Below are 20,767 nucleotides of genomic sequence, written 5' to 3'. Positions count from 1 at the left end.
GGAAACTCAAGGATTGATTCATGGACAGTTTGACCCCCATCCGCCGCTGGCCTGCCATCATCTCGCTTGTGATTACGCTGACCATCTGGTTTGTTATCCCGTGTCCTCCTGACGTAACCCCGCAAGCGTGGCATCTGCTGGCACTGTTTATTGGTACGATCGCCGCGATTATCGGTAAAGCTATGCCCATTGGCGCAATTGCGATTGTGGCGATTATGCTGGTGGCGATGACAGGCGTTACTAACCCAGGCAAACCCTCGGCGGCATTGAACGATGCATTGAGTGGTTTTTCTAACCAGCTAATCTGGCTGATTGGTTTATCCATTATGCTGTCGCAAAGTCTGTTAAAGACCGGCCTGGGCGCGCGTATTGGCTACGGGTTTATTGCGCTATTTGGTAAAAGAACGCTGGGTATTGCGTGGGCATTAACCCTTGCGGAAACGCTAATTGCACCCGTAACGCCAAGTAATACCGCGCGTGGTGGTGGCATTATCCACCCGGTAATGCGGGCGATTGCGGAGAGCCTCGGCTCGCAGCCAGGCCATGCCGAGAATGGCTCCACGGGCCGTTATCTCGCGCTGGTGAACTACAACATTAACCCGATCAGCTCGGCTATGTTCATCACCGCGACTGCACCTAATCCGTTAATCGTCAGTTTTTTGACAAAGGGGACGGATGGCGTGCTGAACATGACCTGGGGAATGTGGGCTATTGCGGCGCTTCTTCCCGCACTGGTATCACTGGCTGTCATGCCGATTGTAATCTGGTGGCTCTATCCGCCAGCTATCACGCGCACACCAAATGCACCGCAGTTTGCGCGGCAAAAACTGGATGCGCTGGGTCCACTTTCTTTGGCAGAGAAAATCACCCTGGGGGTGTTCATTTTGCTGCTCTGTCTATGGGCGGGTGTTCCAGCAATGCTGATGGGCAGTGCCTGGAGCGTAAACCCCACTAGCGCCGCGTTAATTGGATTGTCGATTCTATTGATGGCGGGTGTATTGAGCTGGGATGACATTCTTAAATGCCGCGGGGCATGGGATACGATAGTCTGGTTTGCCGCGCTGGTGATGATGGCGGATTTTCTCAGCAAACTGGGATTGGTAGGATGGCTGGCAACCAGCGTGGGTAGCGCAATCGACCATCTTGGCGTGCACTGGAGTGTTGCGACGCTGTTGTTGATCCTGCTTTACGTCTACTCGCACTACTTTTTCGCCAGCACAACTGCGCATATTACGGCTATGTTCGCTGCGTTCTTCGCCGCAGGCTTAGGCCTCGGCGCGCCGCCAGCGCTGCTTGGTTTAATGCTCGGTTTCTCCTCCTCCTTGATGATGTCGCTCACGCACTATGGCACGGGTACTGCGCCTATTATCTTTGGTTCGGGCTATGTTACGTTGGCGGAGTGGTGGAAAACGGGGCTGGTGATGAGTGTGGTCAACCTGACCATTTGGGGTGTGACCGGCGCCTTCTGGTGGCACTGGTTGGGATACTGGTAGTTAATACAGCGGGAGGAGGGCTCCTCCCGCCTTAACAACTTAAGCCTGTTTAGCGGCTTCTGCTGCTTTAACGATGACTGCGAAGGCGTCTGCTTTCAGAGAAGCACCACCAACCAGCGCACCGTCGATGTCCGGCTGAGCGAACAGTTCTGCCGCGTTAGCTGCGTTTACAGAACCGCCGTACTGGATGATAACTTGCTCAGCGATTTTCGCGTCAGCTTTAGCAATGTGGTCGCGAATAAATTTGTGAACAGCCTGAGCCTGAGCAGGAGTTGCAGATTTGCCGGTACCGATAGCCCATACTGGTTCGTAAGCGATAACGACGCCTTCGAATGCTGCCGCGCCCTGAGTTTTCAGAACCGCGTCGATCTGACGTGCACAAACTTCTTCAGTTTTGCCCGCTTCGTTTTCTGCTTCGGTTTCGCCGATGCACAGAACTGGAGTCAGACCCTGCTCTTTCAGCACGGCGAATTTTTTAGCGATCAGCTCGTCAGATTCTTTGTGGTAAGTACGACGCTCAGAGTGACCGATAATGATGTACTGCGCGCCGATGTCTTTCAGCATTTCAGCACTTGTTTCACCAGTGAATGCGCCAGACAGGTTCAGGTCAACGTTCTGCGCGCCCAGAATGATGTGGCTACCGGCAGCGGCGTGTTTCGCCAGGTCGATATACATTTCCGGTGGAGCAATCGCTACTGCACAGCCAGCAACGCCAGCCAGTTCTTTACGCAGGTTAGCAACCAATTCGTTTACCATGTGGCGGCTGCCGTTCAGTTTCCAGTTACCCATCACTAAAGGATGTCGCATTTCATTTCTCCACGCTTGTCAGCGAATTAAGGAATATGGCCGCCCGTGAGGGCAGCATGGTCTGTGAAACAGTATAGAGATTCATCCCCTGAAAGGCTTTGCTTTTTGTCATCAATTCGCCTTCTCAAGACTTTCTGATAGTACCAGCTTAATCGGTTCAACAGCGAAGGTCAGTCCTTTTTCACCGTTGTCAGCAACAACATAGCGAATTGCGCCTTCTGTTTCAGCGTAATAGCGCTTACCTTTGCCTGCGGCGAGCAGTTTTTGCAGCTTTTTCTGGCTCTGTTCCTTCGTCAGTAGCGGTGCGACGGTGCGGATGACGGCGGTCATGTATTCCAGCGCTTTCGCTTTGGCTGCCTTTTGTTCTGGCCCCTGAATGGGTAACCAGGTTATCTGCATGCTTTTGATTTTAAGGGTGCCGCGTTCAAGAGCGGAAGACGCATACAGGTTTTCATTGATTTTACTGGCTGCGCGGGTGAGATTTGCTCGATCGCGACTGCTGTCGATGGCACGGAACTCATTCAGAATAAGCTTCGGATTCTGCGTATTAAAGTTTTCACGAAACTGGCTAATCGACAGGTCAAAGGTCGGCGCGCCCGCCAGTAAATAGGGGGCCGTGGTTGCCGTCGACGGCTCTTCCGCCAGTACCGCAGTGCTCGCGGTTAAGGCTGAAAACAATAATAAAAACAGTGTAAATCCTTGCTTCATCAATCGTACCTTTCATTCTCATTGCTCACGATTAAAACGGTAACCGTCGAGCTTGTCAAAAGGGTAAACTGTTCTGGAAGGTAATAATAAAGGAACTTACATGACCATACAGCAGTGGTTATTCTCATTTAAAGGGCGCATCGGGCGCCGTGATTTCTGGATTTGGATTGGCCTCTGGATCGTCAGCATGCTGGTTCTGTTTTCGCTGGCGAGCAAACAATTACTCGATATTCAGACCGCGGCTTTTTGTCTGGTGTGTCTGCTATGGCCAACGGCGGCAGTGACGGTAAAACGTCTGCATGACCGGGGGCGCTCCGGAGCGTGGGCGCTGTTGATGATCCTGGCGTGGATGCTGCTGGCCGGAAATTGGGCGATTTTACCCGGCGTCTGGCAATGGGCGATAGGCCGCTTTGTTCCAACGTTGATTCTGGTTGGTATGCTTATCGATCTGGGGGCGTTCATTGGCACCCAGGACGCGAATAAATATGGTAAGGATACGCAGGACGTAAAGTACAGAGCTGACTCGTAGGCCGGATAAGCGTAAGCGCCATCCGGCAAAATGCCCGGGTGTTTACCGGGCATTGAAACGTTCTTACCAGTAGTGCTCTGCGGTCATATGGCCCGGTCGACGGCGCAGGTGTTTGGTCATTTGCCGGGTCTCTTTCAGCAACTGCTGCGTATCGCGTACCATTTGCGGGTTTCCGCACAGCATCACATGGCTGGTTTCTTTATCCATTGGCAACCCGACTGCTTTTTCTAGCTCACCGCTTTCAATCAACGCCGGTACACGTCCGGTCAGCGAATCTGCGGCTGTTTCACGGCTGACAACTGTCTGGATGCGTAATTTACCTTCGTAGCGTTTTTCCAACGCCTGCATCAACGGTAGATAGCTCAAATCGGCGGCATAGCGCGCGGCGTGGACCAGCACCAGATTTTTAAAGCGATCCAAGTCCTTGCCTAACTGCAGAATCGACAAATATGGGCCGATAGCCGTGCCGGTCGCCAGCATCCATAGCGTTTCGCAATCGGGGACTTCATCCAGCACGAAGAAACCAGCAGCTTCACTCACCACCTGGACTTCATCGCCAGGCTTCAGTGCTGCCAGACGAGGGCTGAGTTTGCCGTCGGGAACTGTCACCAGATAAAACTCTAAATTGGGGTTATCAGGGGCATTTACGTAAGAATAGGCGCGCTGGACGCGTTCGCCGTCGATCTCAAGGCCAAGCTTAGTGAACTGACCTGCAGTGAAAGGAAGAACCGGAGCTCGCACGGTCAAACTAAACAGGGCATCGGTCCAGTTTTGCACCTTTGTGACTTTGCCTGTTACCCAATCTGCCATGGTTTTCTCCTGTCTGTTTTGATTGCCTTATCTTCGTTCGTTGGACGAAAGATTTCCAGCCCATATGGGCTGGAAGGCTCTATTGATCAAATCAATTACAGGATGTGCGCCTGCACATCGGGATCTTTACGATCGAGGTAGTGAATCGACTGAATGCGACGGATCGTACGTGATTTGCCGCGGATCAGCAGCGTTTCGGTGGTCGCGATATTACCTTTACGGCTAATCCCTTCCAGCAAATCGCCTTTGGTGATGCCGGTGGCGGAGAAAATGACGTTGTCGCTACGCGCCATTTCATCGAGGCGCAGCGCTTTGCCCGCTTCAATGCCCATGGCGGCGCAACGAGCCAGTTCTTGTTCGCCAATGCGACGGTTCTCTTCGCTGTCGCCTTTGACGTCATGACGCGCCAGCAAACGGCCCTGCATGTCGCCGTCCAGTGCGCGGATCACAGCTGCGGAAACCACACCTTCAGGTGCGCCGCCAATGCCGTACAGCACGTCAACTTCACTGTCTGGCATGCAGGTCAGAATGGAGGCCGCAACGTCGCCGTCAGGAATGGCGAAGACGCGCACGCCCAGTTTTTGCATTTCGGCGATCGTTTCATCATGGCGTGGTTTGGCCAGAATGGTTACGGTCAGCTCACTCAGCGGTTTATTGAGTGCAGCGGCAACGTTATGCAGGTTGGCTTCCAGCGACAGGTTCAGGTCGATAGACCCTTTTGCGCCTGGGCCGACAATCAGCTTTTCCATGTACATATCTGGCGCATTCAGGAAGCAGCCTTTATCGCCCACAGCCAGTACGGCCAACGCGTTTGCCTGACCCATTGCCGTCATGCGTGTGCCTTCGATAGGATCGACGGCGATGTCGACCGCATCACCAAGACCGGTCCCGACTTTTTCACCGATAAACAGCATCGGCGCTTCATCAATCTCACCCTCGCCAATCACGATGGTGCCGTCGATGTTGACCTGGTTGAGCATAATACGCATGGCGTTCACCGCCGCGCCGTCAGCGGTATTTTTATCGCCGCGGCCCAGCCATTTATAGCCAGCCAGCGCGGCCGCTTCGGTCACGCGTGAAAATTCAATGGCAAGTTCTCGTCTCATTGCAAACTCGTAGCTGAAAGGAATGGCGCGAAGTGTAGCACAGGGGAGGGGGCGAGATTATTGATGTGTGTGCGGGGTTGCCCCCGCACGAAGATTTTGCCGGATAAGCCAAAGTAGCCATCCGGCAATGACGTATTACTCGTCGTGATCTTCCCATGCCATGGCGCGTTTGACCGCTTTTTTCCAGCCGCTGTAACGGAAGTTACGCTCGGTGGTTTCGATGCCTGGACGGAATTCACGCTCGATGACCGCTTTCTCCTGCAACTCATCCAGATTCTGCCAGAAGCCTACTGCCAGGCCAGCCAGGTACGCTGCACCTAATGCGGTGACTTCGCGAACTTCCGGACGCTCTACGCGGGTGCCCAGAATGTCAGACTGGAACTGCATCAGGAAGTTGTTGGCGACCGCACCGCCGTCAACGCGCAGGGCGTGCAGACGAATACCGGAGTCAGCCTGCATCGCTTCCAGAACATCACGCGTCTGATAAGCGATAGACTCAAGCGTTGCGCGGATGATGTGGTTGGAGTTTACGCCACGGGTCAGGCCGAAGATGGCGCCACGTGCATACGGGTCCCAGTACGGTGCACCCAGGCCAGTAAATGCCGGAACGACGTACACGCCGTTGGTGTCTTTCACTTTGGTGGCGAAATACTCAGAGTCGAATGCATCGCTGATGAGTTTCATTTCATCGCGCAGCCACTGAATCGATGCGCCAGCCATAAATACCGCACCTTCCAGCGCGTAGTTCACTTCCCCGGTCGGTCCGCAGGCGATGGTGGTCAGCAGTCCGTTTTCGGACTTAACGGCTTTCTCACCGGTATTCATCAGCATGAAGCAGCCAGTACCGTAAGTGTTTTTCGCCATCCCTTCCTTTACGCACAGCTGGCCAAACAGAGCTGCCTGCTGGTCACCGGCGATACCGGAGATAGGAATACGAATGCCGCCTTTACCACCAATGTTGGTCTGACCGTACACTTCAGAAGAGCGACGCACTTCTGGCAGCATGGCGCGCGGAATATCCAGCGCATCCAGCATCGTGTCATCCCAGTCCAGGGAGTGGATGTTGAACAGCATGGTACGTGAAGCGTTGGTGTAATCCGTGACGTGTACGCGTCCCTGCGTCATTTTCCAGATAAGCCAGGTGTCCACGGTACCAAACAGCAGTTCGCCGCGACGAGCGCGTTCACGCGAGCCTTCAACGTGGTCGAGGATCCATTTCACCTTGGTGCCAGAGAAGTACGGGTCAATCACCAGGCCGGTGTTGTTACGGATGTATTCTTCCATGCCATCGCGCTTGAGCTTTTCGCAGATATCTGCGGTACGACGACACTGCCACACAATGGCGTTGTAGATTGGTTTACCGGTCTCACGCTCCCAGACGATGGTGGTTTCACGCTGGTTGGTAATACCGATCGCTGCAATTTCATCGGAACTGATATCGGCTTTCGCCAGAACTTCAACCAGCGTAGAGCTTTGGGTTGCCCAAATTTCCATTGGGTCGTGTTCTACCCAACCTGCTTTCGGGTAGATTTGCTCGAATTCGCGCTGTGAAACGGCAACGATATTCGCATCGTGGTCCATTACGACCGCGCGGGAGCTGGTGGTGCCCTGGTCGAGCGCAACGATATATTTTTTTTCAGTCATAATTTTTGTCCCGTAGTCACATTACAGCGAAGCTTTTTGTTGAGTGTTGGCCGCCGCGTCTTTTTCTTCAATCACGCAGACATCGCACGGTAAATGGCGACCAATCAGTTTGCGATATGCCCATGCGCCCAAAATCGCGCCGGTAATTGGGCCAAACACCGGAACCAGGAAGTAAGGGATATCGCGACCACCTGTGAAGGCAATCTCACCCCATCCGGCCATCCAGGCGAAGAGTTTCGGTCCGAAGTCACGTGCCGGGTTCATCGCAAAACCTGTCAGCGGACCCATGGAAGCACCAATAACGGCAATTAATAAGCCAATCAGCAGTGGTGCCAGCGGACCACGAGGTACACCGTTACCATCGTCGGTCAGAGCCAGAATCAGCCCCATTAGAATAGCGGTAATGACCATTTCAACCGCGAAGGCCTGCACAAAATTGATATGCGGATTCGGATAGGTGGAGAAAGTACCCGCCAGACCCAGGCTTTCGGTAGTGCCACGCACGATATGGTTGGTTTGTTCAAAATCGATGAAAAGATTGTAATAAAGCCCGTAAACCAATGCCGCTGCGCAAAAGGCGCCGGCAATTTGCGAAATAATAAAAGGGACAACTTTGCGTTTATCAAAACAGGCGAACAGCCAGAGTGCGATGGTTACCGCGGGATTCAGGTGTGCACCAGAAACACCTGCGGTCAGATAGATAGCCATCGCTACCCCCAGACCCCAGATGATACTGATTTCCCACTGACCAAAAGTAGCACCAGCTACTTTGAGTGCAGCGACACAGCCCACACCGAAGAAAATCAACAACCCGGTACCGAGGAATTCAGCAATGCACTGGCCTTTTAAGGTTGAGGTTTGACTCATAATCGGATCCTGAAGAGAGTTTAATGTTTATTGTGTGCGAGAAGGTCACTGACATCCCCGGAGCCGGTAGGCACACTGTTAATTTATCGTTAACGCTCAAAAACGAGAAATATCGAAATTAAAATGTGTGTACTGCATCAACAAAATGAGCGTTTTCGCGCCATTGTGCGGTATTTGTTATACAAAAATAGTGTGAGCTGAATCATTTCACTGATCAATCTGTTAACACTTAAGAGTTATGACAGTCATGTCACCAGGAGAAAGACTAAAAGTGTTGCAAACCGCAATCTGCGCGGGATGCCGCTGGACAGCGATGACGCGGCTTCATACAATCGGTGTTAAGTAGAGTGCGCTCGTTTTTATTAAGGCGTCGCCGGTTATCGGGACGAGGATTTTTATCCATCAACGCCTTGCAATTCAGGAGAGGTATGACGATGTCATTAGAAGTGTTTGAGAAACTGGAAGCAAAAGTACAGCAGGCGATTGATACCATCACGTTGTTACAGATGGAAATCGAAGAGCTGAAAGAAAAGAACAACTCACTGTCGCAGGAAGTTCAGACTGCACAGCAGCAGCGTGAAGAGCTGGAGCGTGAGAACAACAACCTGAAAGAACAGCAGAACGGCTGGCAGGATCGTCTGCATGCCTTGCTGGGTCGTATGGAAGAAGTCTAATTCTGATTTCTTTAAAAAGGCATCCATAATGGATGCCTTTTTACTATGTAGAGATTAGGATATCGTAACTTTTAAATTTCAAAGAATACGATATGACAAAAAGAAACGATATTATTGATAATTCGGATCGATTTATCACCAGTGATATTAAATATGGCCTTATCTATACAGAGAATCTAGGATGGATTGATTTAGGCCATGCTAATCCAGCAGGGGCTGAAAGATTATGGTTTGAAATGATAAGAGCTCGTGGTGGTGATAGCGAATTTTATGAAGTAAATTATCATCAAAGTATGTCCAAAAACATTCATGGCCTAAATATTAATACTGGTATATATCGTAGATATATGGTGCGACGAGGATTACCGGAACGAACCTTACAAGGTATTGCTTTATCGATATTCTTAGGTACGTCACATCGCTTCGAATCCTTGCAGGATTTTTGGCCTTACGTATATTTAACGGATAGTGGCTATAGTGCTGAAGATTTGGTATCGAACTTATTTGGTTTTTACCAAGCTGTAAATTATGCAGATTACACCTCTCGTCTTCAGATCTGTTCGAAAGAAAAGGCTTATCGTATCTGGGACTTCTATGGTCCTGTTGGTGAGTTTAAAAACAAAAGCGTTATTCCGTTACTATTTCCTGACCCAATAGATAAGGATAAGAAACATGAACCCTACTCAGGGGAATTACCTTTATTTATGGATATAATAAAACCTGTTGCGAATCCAAATTATGTTCGGGAACTCCGCATATGAAGTTCAGGAAATCAGGTTTTATTATTGTATTTATGATTTTAATTTCGCTACTTTATTGCTGTTTCATGTTGAGCATCTTTACAGAAAAAATCTATACACAGCAGAATTTATTATTCTATCATCTGCTAACACCGAAACCTCTTAAACAGGTCCCAAGGGTATCCAGCGACTGGTTTTTTGTAAGCTATTCAGATGAAGGTAGCCATCTTCAACTCAGTGAAATAATTTTTATCGGAATACAAAAGAGTGACGTTCAGATAGCTGTGGATAAATTAAATGCTTATATCGAAACTTATCCTGCCAGTCGTGAGATGATGAGCGTCGTTGCCGAAGAAAAAAATGAAAAGTATGATATTAAAGTCATTCATTACGAATCAAATGAATGAAAAAAAGGCCATCAAATTTGCTGATGGCCTTTTTACTTACTCGATATCAAGCGGGTCTTCGGAGAGGATTATCCCGGTGTTGTCGGCGTACAGGTGATCGCCAGAGAAGAACGTTACACCGCCAAAGTTGACGCGCACATCGCTTTCTCCAATACCTTCCCCTGCGGCACCGACCGGAATTGCGGCAATCGCCTGAATGCCGATATCCAGTTCTTCCAGATCGTCTACCTGACGGACTGAGCCGTAGATGACCAGACCTTCCCATTCATTCTGTACGGCCAGTCGAGCCAGTTCGGCATCGACCAGCGCACGACGGACAGAACCACCGCCATCGACCAGCAGAATGCGACCACGGCCGTTTTGTTCGAGCAGATCGTACAGCAACCCGTTGTCCTCGAAACATTTTACCGTGATGATTTGTCCGCCAAACGACGACCGTCCTCCAAAGTTAGAGAACAGTGGTTCCACGACGTTGACATCTTCCTGATAGATGTCACAAAGCTCGGATGTATCGTATTTCATAGGCTCAACGTTCAGTTGCTGCGAGAATTTTTAGTATATCGCGCTATGTGTACTGTTGGCAAAATCATCAATTGTTAATTGATATTTGTCAGTTAAAGAGACCACTGACTTAAGAAAATTCCAACGACAAACAGCAGGTTAGTTAACAATGCCGCTTTTACGGTGCGTTCCAGCATTGGGCGCATTGCCGCAGGATCCATCTCACGCATCACGTATCGCGCCTGTTTAATCAGCAGCGGAGCGGCGAGGATAAACAGCCATCCCCACAGGCTTTGCAGTGAGAACAGGTTAAACAGGGCCAGGCAGACCAGCGTGCCCATCAGCAGACAGGCGTGGTAGCGGCGGGCATTGACAGCGCCTAAACGCACGACCAGCGTGTTCTTGCCGTTCTCTCTGTCGCTGTTGATATCGCGCAGATTGTTGACGTTGAGCACGGCAGTTGCCAGCAGGCCGCAGGCGGTAGCAGGTAGAATGAGCGCCGGAATCAACGTATGCGCCTGCAGATACCAGCTTCCCATAACGCTCAGCCAGCCGAAGAACACCAGCACGGAAATATCGCCCAGACCGATATATCCGTAAGGGCGATTGCCTACGGTATAGGTGATTGCGGCGATGATCGACAGGCCGCCGAGCACCAGGAAGCCGACAAAATCTGCCAGCGTGTGGCAGGCCACAGCAACCAGGGCCAGACCGGACAGGCAGATCAAGACCACGGTGACGATCAGCGCCCGCTTCATCTGCTGTTGGGTGATGACCCCTTTTTGCATACCGCGCAGCGGTCCTATGCGGTCGGGCTTGTCGCTGCCTTTGACGGCATCGCCATAGTCGTTAGCGAGATTGGACAGAATTTGCAGCAATCCCGCCGTAATCAATGCCAGCAGAGCAACCAGCGGATTGAAGTATCCTTGCCACCATGCTAATGCCGTACCGACGATGATCGCCGCGAAGGCGAGCGGTAAGGTCTTAGGTCGTAAACTTTCCAGCCAGGCTTGTGAGCGGCTAATTTGTTGTTGTTCAGTCATATTTAGCGCCAATAAAAATGGGGCTTTATCAGCCCCATCAACAGTGATGAAAATGCATTGAACGCGATTATAGGATAAAACGGCTCAGATCTTCATCTGCGACCAGCGCATCCAGATGTTTGCTCACATATTCGGCATCAATTGTGATGCTTTGGCCGTTCAAATCGCTCGCATCATAGGAAATATCTTCCATCAGACGTTCCAGAACGGTATGCAGACGACGTGCACCGATGTTTTCGGTGGTTTCGTTAACCTGCCAGGCCGCTTCGGCAATGCGTTTAATACCGGATTCAGTGAAGTTGATGTCCACACCTTCAGTCGCCATCAGCGCTTTGTACTGGACGGTGATGGAGGCATTCGGTTCGGTAAGGATACGCTCAAAATCGCTGGTGGTCAGCGCCTGCAGCTCGACACGAATCGGCAGACGACCCTGCAGTTCCGGGATCAGGTCGGACGGTTTCGCCACCTGGAATGCGCCAGAGGCGATAAACAGGATGTGATCGGTTTTCACCATGCCGTGCTTGGTGGACACCGTGCAGCCTTCAACCAGCGGCAGCAGGTCGCGCTGTACGCCTTCGCGGGACACGTCCGGGCCGGAGGATTCACCGCGCTTACAGATTTTGTCGATTTCGTCGATAAACACGATCCCGTGCTGCTCAACGGCGTCGATAGCTTCTTGTTTCAGCTCTTCCGGGTTCACCAGTTTGGCCGCTTCTTCTTCAATCAGCAGTTTCATCGCGTCTTTGATTTTCAGCTTACGCGGTTTTTGCTTCTGACCGCCCAGGTTCTGGAACATGGACTGCAGCTGGCTGGTCATCTCTTCCATTCCCGGAGGCGCCATGATTTCAACGCCCATCGGTGCGGCCGCGAGATCGATTTCGATCTCTTTATCATCCAGTTGGCCTTCACGCAGTTTTTTACGGAACGCCTGACGCGCTGCAGAAGGTTCCTGCGGCTGCTCTGACTGTCCCCAGTTATTTTTAGCCGGTGGGATCAGCACGTCGAGAATGCGCTCTTCCGCCATCTCTTCGGCACGGAAGCGGTTTTTCTCGATTGCCTGAACGCGAACCATCTTAATGGCAGCATCGGTCAGATCGCGGATGATCGAGTCAACTTCTTTACCAACATAGCCAACTTCGGTGAATTTGGTTGCTTCAACTTTGATGAACGGCGCGTTGGCCAGTTTTGCCAGGCGACGGGCGATTTCGGTTTTACCGACGCCGGTCGGGCCAATCATCAGAATGTTTTTTGGCGTGACTTCATGGCGCAACTCTTCGTTGAGCTGCATACGACGCCAGCGGTTACGCAGGGCAATCGCCACGGAACGCTTAGCGTTATCCTGGCCGATGATGTGTTTGTTCAGTTCGCTGACAATTTCGCGTGGGGTCATTTCAGACATGGGGGATCCTTACGCTTTGGAGTTCAATTCTTCGATGGTATGGAAGTGGTTGGTATAAATGCAGATATCCCCTGCAATATCCAACGCTTTCTCAGCAATCTCGCGTGCGCCAAGCTCGGTGTTTTCCAGCAGAGCGCGTGCAGCAGCCTGGGCGTAGGGACCGCCGGAGCCGATGGCAATCAGATCGTTTTCTGGCTGGATGACGTCGCCGTTACCGGTGATGATGAGCGATGCCGTTTCATCTGCGACGGCCAGCAGCGCTTCGAGTTTGCGCAGCATACGGTCTGTACGCCAGTCTTTTGCCAGTTCAACGGCAGCCTTCACCAGGTGACCCTGGTGCATTTCCAGCTTGCGTTCAAACAGTTCAAACAGCGTGAATGCATCCGCAGTACCGCCCGCAAAGCCCGCGATGACTTTGTCGTTGTAAAGACGGCGGACTTTCTTCACGTTGCCTTTCATTACGGTGTTACCCAGTGTGGCCTGACCATCACCGGCGATTACCACATGGCCGTTACGGCGTACGCTTACTATTGTTGTCACGAGCAGACCCCTTGGTTACAAATGCAATGTACAGGCCCCGCACAGTATGCGGGGCGTAATGCAAGTATAGATGGGGGGGATTTTGGGGGTTTCAACCCCCAGTGGCGAGTCGAATGCAGTTTGTGTGACCAGCAACCTTCAGGCGGCTGATGGTGTTGTCGGCATTCTCTTTGCCTTTGACCGGACCAATGACCACGCGATTCCAGCCGTTATTGGTGGTAATACGCGAGTTGAACCCTTCAAAGGCCAGCTGCGCGCGCACGGTTTCTGCCTGCTCAGCGCCTTTAAATGACCCGCACTGAACCATCCAGCGGCGTTCATCTTTTTTCTCCGCCGTCTGTTTTGGCGGCTGCGTTTCATTCGTTATTGGCGCGGCCGGTTGCGTTTTCGGCTGAGCGGCGGTGGTATGCGCAGGCGTTTGCAGCAAATCCTGATACGGCTGTTGCGCCGCCGGTTTTGGCTGTGCTTTCGGCTGCTGTACCGGCGCGGTTTGCGCCGTACGCGTTTGCGGCTGCTGGTAAGGCTGTTCCGCTACCCGTGGTTGCGTGCGCGGCTGTTGAGCCTGCTGCTGCGTGTTGGCCCATTGCTGTTGCTGTACCTGACGCTGGCGCTGCAACGTTTGCTGACGCTGTTCAGGCGTTTGTTCGTTCCACGGCACTTCGTTGAGCTGCGTTGGCTGTTGACGCATATCAGCCTGCATCTGCGCCAATAGCTGGCGCTGCTCATTGGTTAGCTGATCGGCGTTCAGCACCTCGCCGCCGGCAGACGGTTCGGTAGGCGCACGTACGCCAGGCTGACGGCTTTCCAGCTCTTTAATGTATCGCCAGCGCTCTTCCGGTTTTGGCGGGATGCCATTACCGGTGACTTTCTGGTTTTGCAGCGTTTCGGACTCTTCTTTCTTGTGATGCGTAATGAAGTACAGACCACCGATAAAGGTCACGAGTACGGCTGCAGCAATAGCAACCATTGCGGGCGATACCGCAGGCGTATTGCGTTGTTTTTTCCGTGATGTGCTCTTCTTGCGCCGCGAAGGTGCCGGTTGGCCGCGACGTACATAATCTCGTTGTGCCACTATCGTTTCGCTGTATTTATTCGTTCGTCAGCCCGCCATGTTACTTAAGCGGCGGGCCTTTGACCAGACAGGGGAGTCCGAAAGCACTTTACTTTACGTCAGTGCCCGGGTAGTACCCCGAATAATAAGCTCGCAGTCCAGTAAACGTGAGCCACTGCTGACGTTCTGTCCTTGTAATTGATCGAGCAGTAACAGCATAGCTTCACGTCCGATATCGAAACGCGGCTGTGCGACGGTTGTCAGGGGTGGATCACAAAATTCCGCGAGCGAAATGTTATCGAAGCCGATAATCGATAAATCGTCGGGCACTTTCAGACCCTGACGTTTGGCGTAAGAGAGGGCGCCAAGCGCCATGACATCGCTGTGACAAAAGACCGCGGTAGGCGGCTGTGGTAGCGCCAGGAGCTGTTTAAGCGCATTGGCTCCCGCTTCATAGGTAAAGTCACCGCGCGCGATGAAATGCGGATCGACCGTAATTCCGCTGCGACGTAGTGCCTGAACGTAACCTTGCAGACGGTAATGGCACAGCGGCATATCTTCGGGCCCGGCGATACAGCCAATGCGTTTGTGCCCCAGTTCCAGCAGATAGTTCATCGCGTTGAAGGCGGCGGTGAGGTTATCAATGTGCACGGTGGGCAGTTCCAGCTCTGGCGCGAACTCGTTGGACATAACCATCGGTGGCAAGTTGCGTTGCTCTTCCACGCTGGCATCAAACGGCAGGCGCGAGCTGAGCAGCACCATGCCATCGATCTGCTTGGTAATTATGAGGTTGAGGAAGGTCTTTTCCTGCTGGTTCTGGTGCGCGCAATCGCCGATAAGCACCAGATATCCCTGTTCTGCGGCGGTGACTTCGATGCCACGAATCACTTCGCTAAAAAACGGATCGCAGATATCCGGCACAATCACCAGAATGGTACGCGATTCATTACGCTTAACGTTACGTCCCATTGATTGGGGTAAATATCCCACTTCAAGCGCTGCCTGCTCAACCTTGTTACGGGTTGACTGCGAGACTTTGTCTGGGTTCATTAATGCGCGGGATACGGTTGCCGTTGAGACTTTCGCCTTCAGAGCAACATCTTTCATCGTAGCGGCGGCAACCTGCTTATTCGGTTTCACTCTTTCTCCTCGCCAGAGAGCTGCTGGCACAGACTCGTCCTTGAATAGCCTTCATCTGAAACATTTTTATCAGATAGTGAATGGAAGCGGTTACAGAATTTTCATAAAAAGTGTGATGGATATTTAATTTTACGATCCGCCTCGCATCGTGAGGGATTATCCCTCGATGGGATCGACATCCAGCACCCATTTAACCTTACGTGCATCGGGTAACGTATTAATCAGCGCCAGCGTTCCGCTGACGATATGCTGCAGGCGAATTCGCGACGGGTGCTGCAACAAAATTTGCCAGCGATAGCGACCGCCACGTTTGGGCGCCAGGGCGGGAACTGGGCCTAACACCCACAGTTTTTCATCGGCCAGTGGACTGGCCTGAATCAGATTTCGTAACTGCTGTAAGAACATCGGCGCATGCTGGTTGTTGTGATCTTCTGCCCGCACGATCACATGGCTGGTCCATGGGGGAAGCTGGAGCGTTTGTCGCTCTGCCAGCGCCTGCTCGGCAAAGGCGTCATACCCTTTATACAGCAAGGTTTGCAGCAGCGGATGTTCAGGGTGGTGCGTTTGCAGTACCACTTCGCCCTGCTTCCCGGCGCGACCGGCACGCCCGGAAACCTGCGTGTAGAGCTGGGCGAAGCGCTCTGCCGACCGGAAATCTGCGGAGAACAGCGCGCCGTCAACGTCCAGCAACGCCACCAGGGTGACGTCCGGGAAATGGTGGCCTTTCGCCAGCATTTGCGTGCCGATCAGGATTCGCGCGCCGCCGCGATGCACTTCCGCCAGATGCTGCTCCAGCGAGCCTTTGCGGCTGGTAGTGTCGCGATCGATGCGTGAGATTGGCACGCCGGGGAAAAAAGGCACCAGAGCCTGCTCAAGCTGTTCGGTGCCGAGTCCTACCGGAACCATGTGCGTTGAGCCGCAGGAAGGGCATTGACGCGGTATCGGACGCTGACTGTCGCAGTGATGGCAGCGCAGATGGTGTTGCGCCTGATGCAGCGTGTAGTAGTGATCGCAGCGCGGGCATTCAGCAATCCAGCCACAGTCGTGGCACAGCAGGGCAGGCGCAAAACCCCGGCGGTTTAAAAACAGGATCACCTGGTTATCCGCTTGCAGATGCTGACGCATACGGGCGATAAGCGCAGGGGCGAGCCCGGCCTGTACCTGCTGACCCTTGAGATCCAGCACGTGCTGAATGGCTGGGCGTGCATTCCCGGCACGGCGCGTCAGGCGCAACATGCGGTATTTTTTCTGCCGCACGTTGCACAGCGTTTCCAGCGCAGGGGTGGCTGAGCCGAGAATGATGGGAATTTGTTCGCTATGGGCGCGATAAACCGCGAGGTCGCGCGCATGATAACGCCAGCCTTCCTGCTGTTTATAAGAGCTGTCGTGCTCTTCGTCGATGACAATCACGCCCAGATTTTTAAACGGCGTAAACAGCGACGAGCGCGTGCCGATAACAATTGCCGCTTCACCATTTTTCGCCTTCAGCCATGCCGAAAGACGTTCACTGTCATTTAAACCCGAGTGCAGAACTTCGACCGGCGCATTGAAGCGTTCGCGAAAACGGGCAATAGTTTGCGGCGTCAGGCCAATCTCCGGCACCATTACCAGCGCCTGTTTGCCCTGGGCGAGCACATTTTCCAGTACGCTTAAATAGACCTCTGTTTTACCCGATCCCGTCACGCCCGCTAATAGCCAGGCGCTAAAACTGTCAGATGCGCTGTGGATCGCCCCGACGGCGGTGGCCTGTTCGGTATTCAGCCGCAGACGCTCACCGGAAACCGCGTAGTGCGTACGCCAGTCGCTAAAGCCTGGCGTTTCGCTCGCCAGGGAGCACAGCCCTTTTTTCCGCAGCGCCTGTAATGCGGCGTCATTAAATTCCAGTTCAGCCACCTGGTCGCGCCAGATTTTTCCCTGGCGTAGCGCAGCCAGCGCCTGTTGCTGCTTAAGAGAACGCTTCAGGCTGTTGAGGTCAATAACCTGGCCTTCTTCAGTGGCAAACCAGTACCACATGGGCGCGTTTGTAGCCGGACGTCCCTGGCGCAGTAAAATTGGCAGAGCATGAAACAGTACGTCGCCGATAGGATGGTGATAATAGTCAGCCGCCCACAACAGCAGACGCCAGACGGAGGTCGAATAAACCGGTTCGCTGTCCAGTACTTCAAGAACGGCTTTTAATTCGTTGAAAGGTAGTTCGCTGCTCTCGCTGACGGAAAGGACGATACCCACGCGCTCCTGCTGCTTGCCAAAAGGCACGCGTACACGACACCCGGCTTTGGCGCTCAAGCCTTCCGGCAGGAGGTAGTCAAAGGTGCGAGGTAGCGGAACAGGTAAGGCAACGTGCGCAACGGGCATTGAATCATCCTGACTTGAAATCTGGCGGGTTAGTATACACATTAGTGGAGGGTAGAATGCGGATCAGTTTGCATGAGCAGGTTAATTTCTGTATGATTCGCCGCCTTTGATACAAATTTGTATCACTGACCTATACTATTAACATCGCGTGGTGTCTGGCGTTAGGGCTGGAAGAGCGACGCGGCCTTAAACCGAGGTTTTCCCATGAAAAAAGATATTCACCCGAAATACGAAGAAATTACTGCAAACTGCTCTTGCGGTAACGTCATTAAAATCCGCTCTACTGTCGGTCACGATCTGAACCTCGACGTGTGCAGCAAGTGCCACCCGTTCTATACTGGCAAGCAGCGTGATGTTGCTACCGGTGGCCGTGTTGATCGCTTCAACAAGCGTTTCAGCATCCCAGGCAGCAAGTAAGTTCAGCTGTCAGAAAAAAGCGCCTTATGGCGCTTTTTTTGTATCTGCGCTTGAAGACTAAAATTTATATTGATGTGTTGAATAGTGTTTTTATTTAACAAATGAAACGGTGTTTTTATTTTTCAGGTAAAATGTTTCTACTGGTGATCTGCGTCATTTTTATCTTCTGATTTCTGCCACTCATGCCAATTGTTGGCAAAATACCAAAGGTTTCTGCTTTCTTTCTAAAATACACTTTCGTGGAAATATAAAATTATTCTTAATCCTTCATCGTTTCCCATTAATGGACGGGACGAGTTGGGTAATTTCCGTTGTTGAGTGTGAAGAGGGATTGTCATGAAATTTAAATCTGCGTTATTACTGATTCCATTATTCTCTGCGGCCGCACAAGCGGGTTATGTTGATTACCGGCATGAATATTATGACGATGGGCGTAATTACGATCGTGTTTATATGTCTCACCGTTTTGCGACTGGTTTTGGTGTCGCAGTCGAAGCCATTTCACGTTCCGAAGATACGCAATCTAATGATGCGTGGAATAATATGGAAAGTAATGGCAACGAGTATACTGCAAGCTACCAGTTTACCTGGCGGGATCTTATCTGGCAGCCAGGTATTGCGATCGAAACGGGCGATAACATCACGATTTATAAACCTTACATCCGCGTGCAGTACAACATTAACGACAGCTGGTGGACCGCGTTCCGCTATCGTCAGGAGTACATGCGCAGAAACACTGACGGCAAAGATGACCGCATGGTCTATCGTCCGGAAGCCTGGCTTGGTTATAACGTCAATGACTGGATGTTTGAGCTAAATGGTATTTATAAAATTGCCGATAGCGAAGATTTATATAACAACCGGAAAGATGATTATGAATATAACTTCCGCGTGGCGTATAAACTAGGCTCTTGGGTTCCATTTGTTGAGGTTGGTAACGTTTCCTCGGGTTATAACACAACAACGACTGACGATCGTCAGACCCGTTATCGTGTCGGTCTTGGTTATAACTTCTAACCGGTAATAGCTTTCATATCGACTGATTACATCGATAAGCATAGTTTGTGTGAATAATATGTCTAAGGAGTTGACATCATGTCTAATGATGGAACTATTATCGGAAATAATGAACCCACTGCCGTCAGACCTTTCGGAATTCGAGATAAAATTGGTTATTTATGTGGTGACCTCGGAACCTGTTTTATTCTTGGCTTAGTTAATAGTTTTTTAATGATTTATTACACTAACGTCCTCGGTATTTCCGGCGTTATTGTTGGCTCACTCTATTTTGTGACCAAACTCTTTGATGCGTTCGTTGATGTTGGTGTAGGGCGCTTATGCGATACCTCTAAATTGACGGTACATGGACGTTTTAACCCGTGGGTGCGTCGCATGAAGTATCCATTTTGCATCATTGCAGTTGTCCTGTTTCTGCCGTTTGTAAATGATTTTTCTTATACGGCGAAAATTATCTACATCTGTTGCTCCTATTTCATTTACGGTTCGCTGTTATCGACCGTGAGTATTCCGTACGGCGCTATGTCTGCGGCGATTAGCTCGAATCCGGATGATCGTGTCTCGCTGTCAACCTGGCGCAGCGTTGGGTCAGCTATCGGCGGTGGGGCAACTGGCTTTTTCATTCCGATCCTGATGTACACCACCCTGGTGGACGGAAGCCAGGTGATTTCCGGGCAACACTTCTTCTGGATTTCCATTGGTTGCGCAGTGCTGGGCTTTATCTTTTTATCCTTGACCTGTCAGTTAACGACCGAACGCGTGCGCGTGGAGAGAAAAGAGAGCATGCCCGTTTCGGTGTTGCTGAAGGGACTGGCACGCAATAAGGCGCTGATTGTTTTAGTGGTTGTGGATTTGCTGATTGTGATTAATCAGGGATTGTCCGGTACCAATATGACTTACCTGTTTAATGACTATTTCCACAATAAAGAGGCGATGTCAGTCGCGTTGCTGTTTACCTTTGGTTCCCTGGTTTTGCTGGCACCATCGGCATCCTGGCTCACGAAGCGGTTTGGTAAAAAAGAGGCCAGCGTCGGCGCGCTACTCTTTGCAGTAGCGATGTATTTGATTATGTACTTCATCCACATTACCGACGCGAAAGTCTATTTGGTTTTCCTGTTCCTGGCGACGTTGGGGGCCGGACTATTCAACCTGATGATTTGGGCGTTTATGACCGATGTTTGTGATTATCACCAGTATGTCACCGGCGATCGCGAGGATGGTACCGTCTATGGTGTGAACTTCTTTGCCCGCAAGGTTGGTCAGGCGTGTGCAGGGGCCATTGGCGGCTTTATGTTGGCCATCATTGGTTATCAATCATCGTCAACAGGTGGCGCTGTGCAAACCAGCATTGTGCAGGAAAATATTTATACGATGGCGAATCTCTTGCCGGCACTATGCCTGTTTTTGGCGGCGGTCATTCTGATTTATTTCTATCCATTGAACCGTAAAGAGACGCTCAAAATGGAAGAGACATTGAATAAACTCAATGGTATCAGTAAGTAACATAGCGAGAATCGGC

Annotated in this window: 21 protein-coding genes; 8 read left to right on the top strand and 13 right to left on the bottom strand. The window is 51.5% G+C overall.

Annotated elements, in window-relative coordinates; all coding sequences use genetic code 11:
* Positions 1 to 20 precede the first annotated feature (20 nt).
* Positions 21 to 1,493, top strand: coding sequence for a DASS family sodium-coupled anion symporter (locus tag SK33_RS22660; protein WP_048220106.1), 1,473 nt, complete (start codon positions 21 to 23; stop codon positions 1,491 to 1,493).
* A 39-nt stretch (positions 1,494 to 1,532) separates the two neighbouring features.
* On the opposite strand, the gene tpiA is transcribed toward SK33_RS22660, so the two are convergent.
* Both tpiA and SK33_RS22650 read right to left on the bottom strand, forming a co-directional pair.
* Entirely contained in the window at positions 1,533 to 2,300 is a 768-nt protein-coding gene (gene tpiA / locus SK33_RS22655) for a triose-phosphate isomerase (RefSeq protein ID WP_003028783.1), read from the bottom strand.
* A 111-nt stretch (positions 2,301 to 2,411) separates the two neighbouring features.
* Positions 2,412 to 3,008 (bottom strand): YiiQ family protein, encoded by a 597-nt coding sequence (locus SK33_RS22650; protein WP_003028785.1) that lies wholly within the window; start codon positions 3,006 to 3,008, stop codon positions 2,412 to 2,414.
* Positions 3,009 to 3,108: 100 nt separating this feature from the next.
* Here SK33_RS22650 and SK33_RS22645 point away from each other — a divergent pair, with 100 nt between their 5' ends.
* Positions 3,109 to 3,537, top strand: coding sequence for a DUF805 domain-containing protein (locus tag SK33_RS22645; protein ID WP_048220107.1), 429 nt, complete (start codon positions 3,109 to 3,111; stop codon positions 3,535 to 3,537).
* Between the two features lie 63 nt (positions 3,538 to 3,600).
* Here the strand turns inward: SK33_RS22645 and fpr are convergent, their stop codons facing one another.
* From fpr to SK33_RS22625, 4 genes are all read right to left on the bottom strand, one after another.
* Positions 3,601 to 4,347, bottom strand: coding sequence for a ferredoxin--NADP(+) reductase (fpr, locus tag SK33_RS22640; protein WP_048220108.1), 747 nt, complete (start codon positions 4,345 to 4,347; stop codon positions 3,601 to 3,603).
* Positions 4,348 to 4,442: 95 nt separating this feature from the next.
* On the bottom strand, positions 4,443 to 5,453 hold the full coding sequence (gene glpX, locus SK33_RS22635) for a class II fructose-bisphosphatase (protein ID WP_003840506.1): 1,011 nt from the start codon (positions 5,451 to 5,453) through the stop codon (positions 4,443 to 4,445).
* Positions 5,454 to 5,588: 135 nt separating this feature from the next.
* Positions 5,589 to 7,097: a glycerol kinase GlpK gene (gene glpK / locus SK33_RS22630; RefSeq protein WP_003028792.1), complete on the bottom strand. Its 1,509-nt coding sequence runs from the start codon at positions 7,095 to 7,097 to the stop codon at positions 5,589 to 5,591.
* A 21-nt stretch (positions 7,098 to 7,118) separates the two neighbouring features.
* Entirely contained in the window at positions 7,119 to 7,964 is an 846-nt protein-coding gene (locus SK33_RS22625) for an MIP/aquaporin family protein (protein ID WP_003028793.1), read from the bottom strand.
* Between the two features lie 428 nt (positions 7,965 to 8,392).
* On the opposite strand from SK33_RS22625, the gene zapB reads away from it, so the two are divergent.
* The 3 genes from zapB to SK33_RS22610 all read left to right on the top strand — a co-directional run bounded on the left by zapB (position 8,393) and on the right by SK33_RS22610 (position 9,785).
* Positions 8,393 to 8,638: a septal ring assembly protein ZapB gene (gene zapB / locus SK33_RS22620; protein WP_088732415.1), complete on the top strand. Its 246-nt coding sequence runs from the start codon at positions 8,393 to 8,395 to the stop codon at positions 8,636 to 8,638.
* 92 nt (positions 8,639 to 8,730) lie between these two features.
* A complete protein-coding gene (locus tag SK33_RS22615; RefSeq protein ID WP_048220110.1) occupies positions 8,731 to 9,399 on the top strand; it encodes a hypothetical protein in 669 nt (222 codons plus the stop codon).
* Positions 9,396 to 9,785 carry a hypothetical protein gene (locus tag SK33_RS22610; protein ID WP_048220112.1) on the top strand — a complete coding sequence of 130 codons (390 nt, stop codon included), beginning with the start codon at positions 9,396 to 9,398 and terminating at the stop codon, positions 9,783 to 9,785. Before SK33_RS22615 ends, SK33_RS22610 begins: the two co-directional genes overlap by 4 nt.
* Before the next feature lie 36 nt (positions 9,786 to 9,821).
* Here the strand turns inward: SK33_RS22610 and rraA are convergent, their stop codons facing one another.
* The 7 genes from rraA to priA form a co-directional block, all read right to left on the bottom strand.
* Positions 9,822 to 10,307, bottom strand: a complete 486-nt coding sequence (rraA, locus tag SK33_RS22605) for a ribonuclease E activity regulator RraA (RefSeq protein ID WP_003028798.1) — start codon at positions 10,305 to 10,307, stop codon at positions 9,822 to 9,824.
* A 92-nt stretch (positions 10,308 to 10,399) separates the two neighbouring features.
* Positions 10,400 to 11,329, bottom strand: a complete 930-nt coding sequence (gene menA, locus SK33_RS22600; RefSeq protein WP_003028801.1) for a 1,4-dihydroxy-2-naphthoate polyprenyltransferase — start codon at positions 11,327 to 11,329, stop codon at positions 10,400 to 10,402.
* A gap of 67 nt (positions 11,330 to 11,396) precedes the next feature.
* Positions 11,397 to 12,728 carry an HslU--HslV peptidase ATPase subunit gene (hslU, locus tag SK33_RS22595; protein WP_003028803.1) on the bottom strand — a complete coding sequence of 444 codons (1,332 nt, stop codon included), beginning with the start codon at positions 12,726 to 12,728 and terminating at the stop codon, positions 11,397 to 11,399.
* Between the two features lie 9 nt (positions 12,729 to 12,737).
* Positions 12,738 to 13,268 (bottom strand): ATP-dependent protease subunit HslV, encoded by a 531-nt coding sequence (hslV, locus tag SK33_RS22590; RefSeq protein ID WP_003028805.1) that lies wholly within the window; start codon positions 13,266 to 13,268, stop codon positions 12,738 to 12,740.
* A gap of 91 nt (positions 13,269 to 13,359) precedes the next feature.
* Positions 13,360 to 14,340, bottom strand: a complete 981-nt coding sequence (ftsN, locus tag SK33_RS22585; RefSeq protein WP_003840513.1) for a cell division protein FtsN — start codon at positions 14,338 to 14,340, stop codon at positions 13,360 to 13,362.
* Between the two features lie 93 nt (positions 14,341 to 14,433).
* Entirely contained in the window at positions 14,434 to 15,459 is a 1,026-nt protein-coding gene (cytR, locus tag SK33_RS22580) for a DNA-binding transcriptional regulator CytR (protein ID WP_003028807.1), read from the bottom strand.
* Positions 15,460 to 15,615: 156 nt separating this feature from the next.
* On the bottom strand, positions 15,616 to 17,814 hold the full coding sequence (gene priA / locus SK33_RS22575; protein WP_048220113.1) for a primosomal protein N': 2,199 nt from the start codon (positions 17,812 to 17,814) through the stop codon (positions 15,616 to 15,618).
* A 204-nt stretch (positions 17,815 to 18,018) separates the two neighbouring features.
* On the opposite strand from priA, the gene rpmE reads away from it, so the two are divergent.
* From rpmE to SK33_RS22560, 3 genes are all read left to right on the top strand, one after another.
* Entirely contained in the window at positions 18,019 to 18,231 is a 213-nt protein-coding gene (gene rpmE / locus SK33_RS22570; RefSeq protein ID WP_003028810.1) for a 50S ribosomal protein L31, read from the top strand.
* Between the two features lie 336 nt (positions 18,232 to 18,567).
* Positions 18,568 to 19,248 carry an oligogalacturonate-specific porin KdgM family protein gene (locus tag SK33_RS22565; protein ID WP_003028811.1) on the top strand — a complete coding sequence of 227 codons (681 nt, stop codon included), beginning with the start codon at positions 18,568 to 18,570 and terminating at the stop codon, positions 19,246 to 19,248.
* Positions 19,249 to 19,326: 78 nt separating this feature from the next.
* Entirely contained in the window at positions 19,327 to 20,751 is a 1,425-nt protein-coding gene (locus tag SK33_RS22560) for an MFS transporter (RefSeq protein WP_003028813.1), read from the top strand.
* Positions 20,752 to 20,767 lie beyond the last annotated feature (16 nt).

The sequence above is a fragment of the Citrobacter sp. MGH103 genome (assembly GCF_001034475.2).
Lineage (GTDB): Bacteria > Pseudomonadota > Gammaproteobacteria > Enterobacterales > Enterobacteriaceae > Citrobacter > Citrobacter freundii.
This window is presented reverse-complemented; position numbering and strand designations above follow the sequence as displayed.

Bases quoted from the DNA above. Each gene is read 5' to 3' on its own strand.
- SK33_RS22615 (WP_048220110.1), top strand. From the start codon at position 8,731: ATGACAAAAAGAAACGATATTATTGATAATTCGGATCGATTTATCACC.
- tpiA (WP_003028783.1), bottom strand. From the start codon at position 2,300: ATGCGACATCCTTTAGTGATGGGTAACTGGAAACTGAACGGCAGCCGC.
- SK33_RS22645 (WP_048220107.1), top strand. From the start codon at position 3,109: ATGACCATACAGCAGTGGTTATTCTCATTTAAAGGGCGCATCGGGCGC.
- fpr (WP_048220108.1), bottom strand. From the start codon at position 4,347: ATGGCAGATTGGGTAACAGGCAAAGTCACAAAGGTGCAAAACTGGACC.
- SK33_RS22565 (WP_003028811.1), top strand. From the start codon at position 18,568: ATGAAATTTAAATCTGCGTTATTACTGATTCCATTATTCTCTGCGGCC.
- SK33_RS22660 (WP_048220106.1), top strand. From the start codon at position 21: ATGGACAGTTTGACCCCCATCCGCCGCTGGCCTGCCATCATCTCGCTT.
- SK33_RS22610 (WP_048220112.1), top strand. From the start codon at position 9,396: ATGAAGTTCAGGAAATCAGGTTTTATTATTGTATTTATGATTTTAATT.
- rpmE (WP_003028810.1), top strand. From the start codon at position 18,019: ATGAAAAAAGATATTCACCCGAAATACGAAGAAATTACTGCAAACTGC.
- glpK (WP_003028792.1), bottom strand. From the start codon at position 7,097: ATGACTGAAAAAAAATATATCGTTGCGCTCGACCAGGGCACCACCAGC.
- priA (WP_048220113.1), bottom strand. From the start codon at position 17,814: ATGCCCGTTGCGCACGTTGCCTTACCTGTTCCGCTACCTCGCACCTTT.
- rraA (WP_003028798.1), bottom strand. From the start codon at position 10,307: ATGAAATACGATACATCCGAGCTTTGTGACATCTATCAGGAAGATGTC.
- glpX (WP_003840506.1), bottom strand. From the start codon at position 5,453: ATGAGACGAGAACTTGCCATTGAATTTTCACGCGTGACCGAAGCGGCC.
- hslU (WP_003028803.1), bottom strand. From the start codon at position 12,728: ATGTCTGAAATGACCCCACGCGAAATTGTCAGCGAACTGAACAAACAC.
- SK33_RS22625 (WP_003028793.1), bottom strand. From the start codon at position 7,964: ATGAGTCAAACCTCAACCTTAAAAGGCCAGTGCATTGCTGAATTCCTC.
- zapB (WP_088732415.1), top strand. From the start codon at position 8,393: ATGACGATGTCATTAGAAGTGTTTGAGAAACTGGAAGCAAAAGTACAG.
- menA (WP_003028801.1), bottom strand. From the start codon at position 11,329: ATGACTGAACAACAACAAATTAGCCGCTCACAAGCCTGGCTGGAAAGT.
- SK33_RS22560 (WP_003028813.1), top strand. From the start codon at position 19,327: ATGTCTAATGATGGAACTATTATCGGAAATAATGAACCCACTGCCGTC.
- SK33_RS22650 (WP_003028785.1), bottom strand. From the start codon at position 3,008: ATGAAGCAAGGATTTACACTGTTTTTATTATTGTTTTCAGCCTTAACC.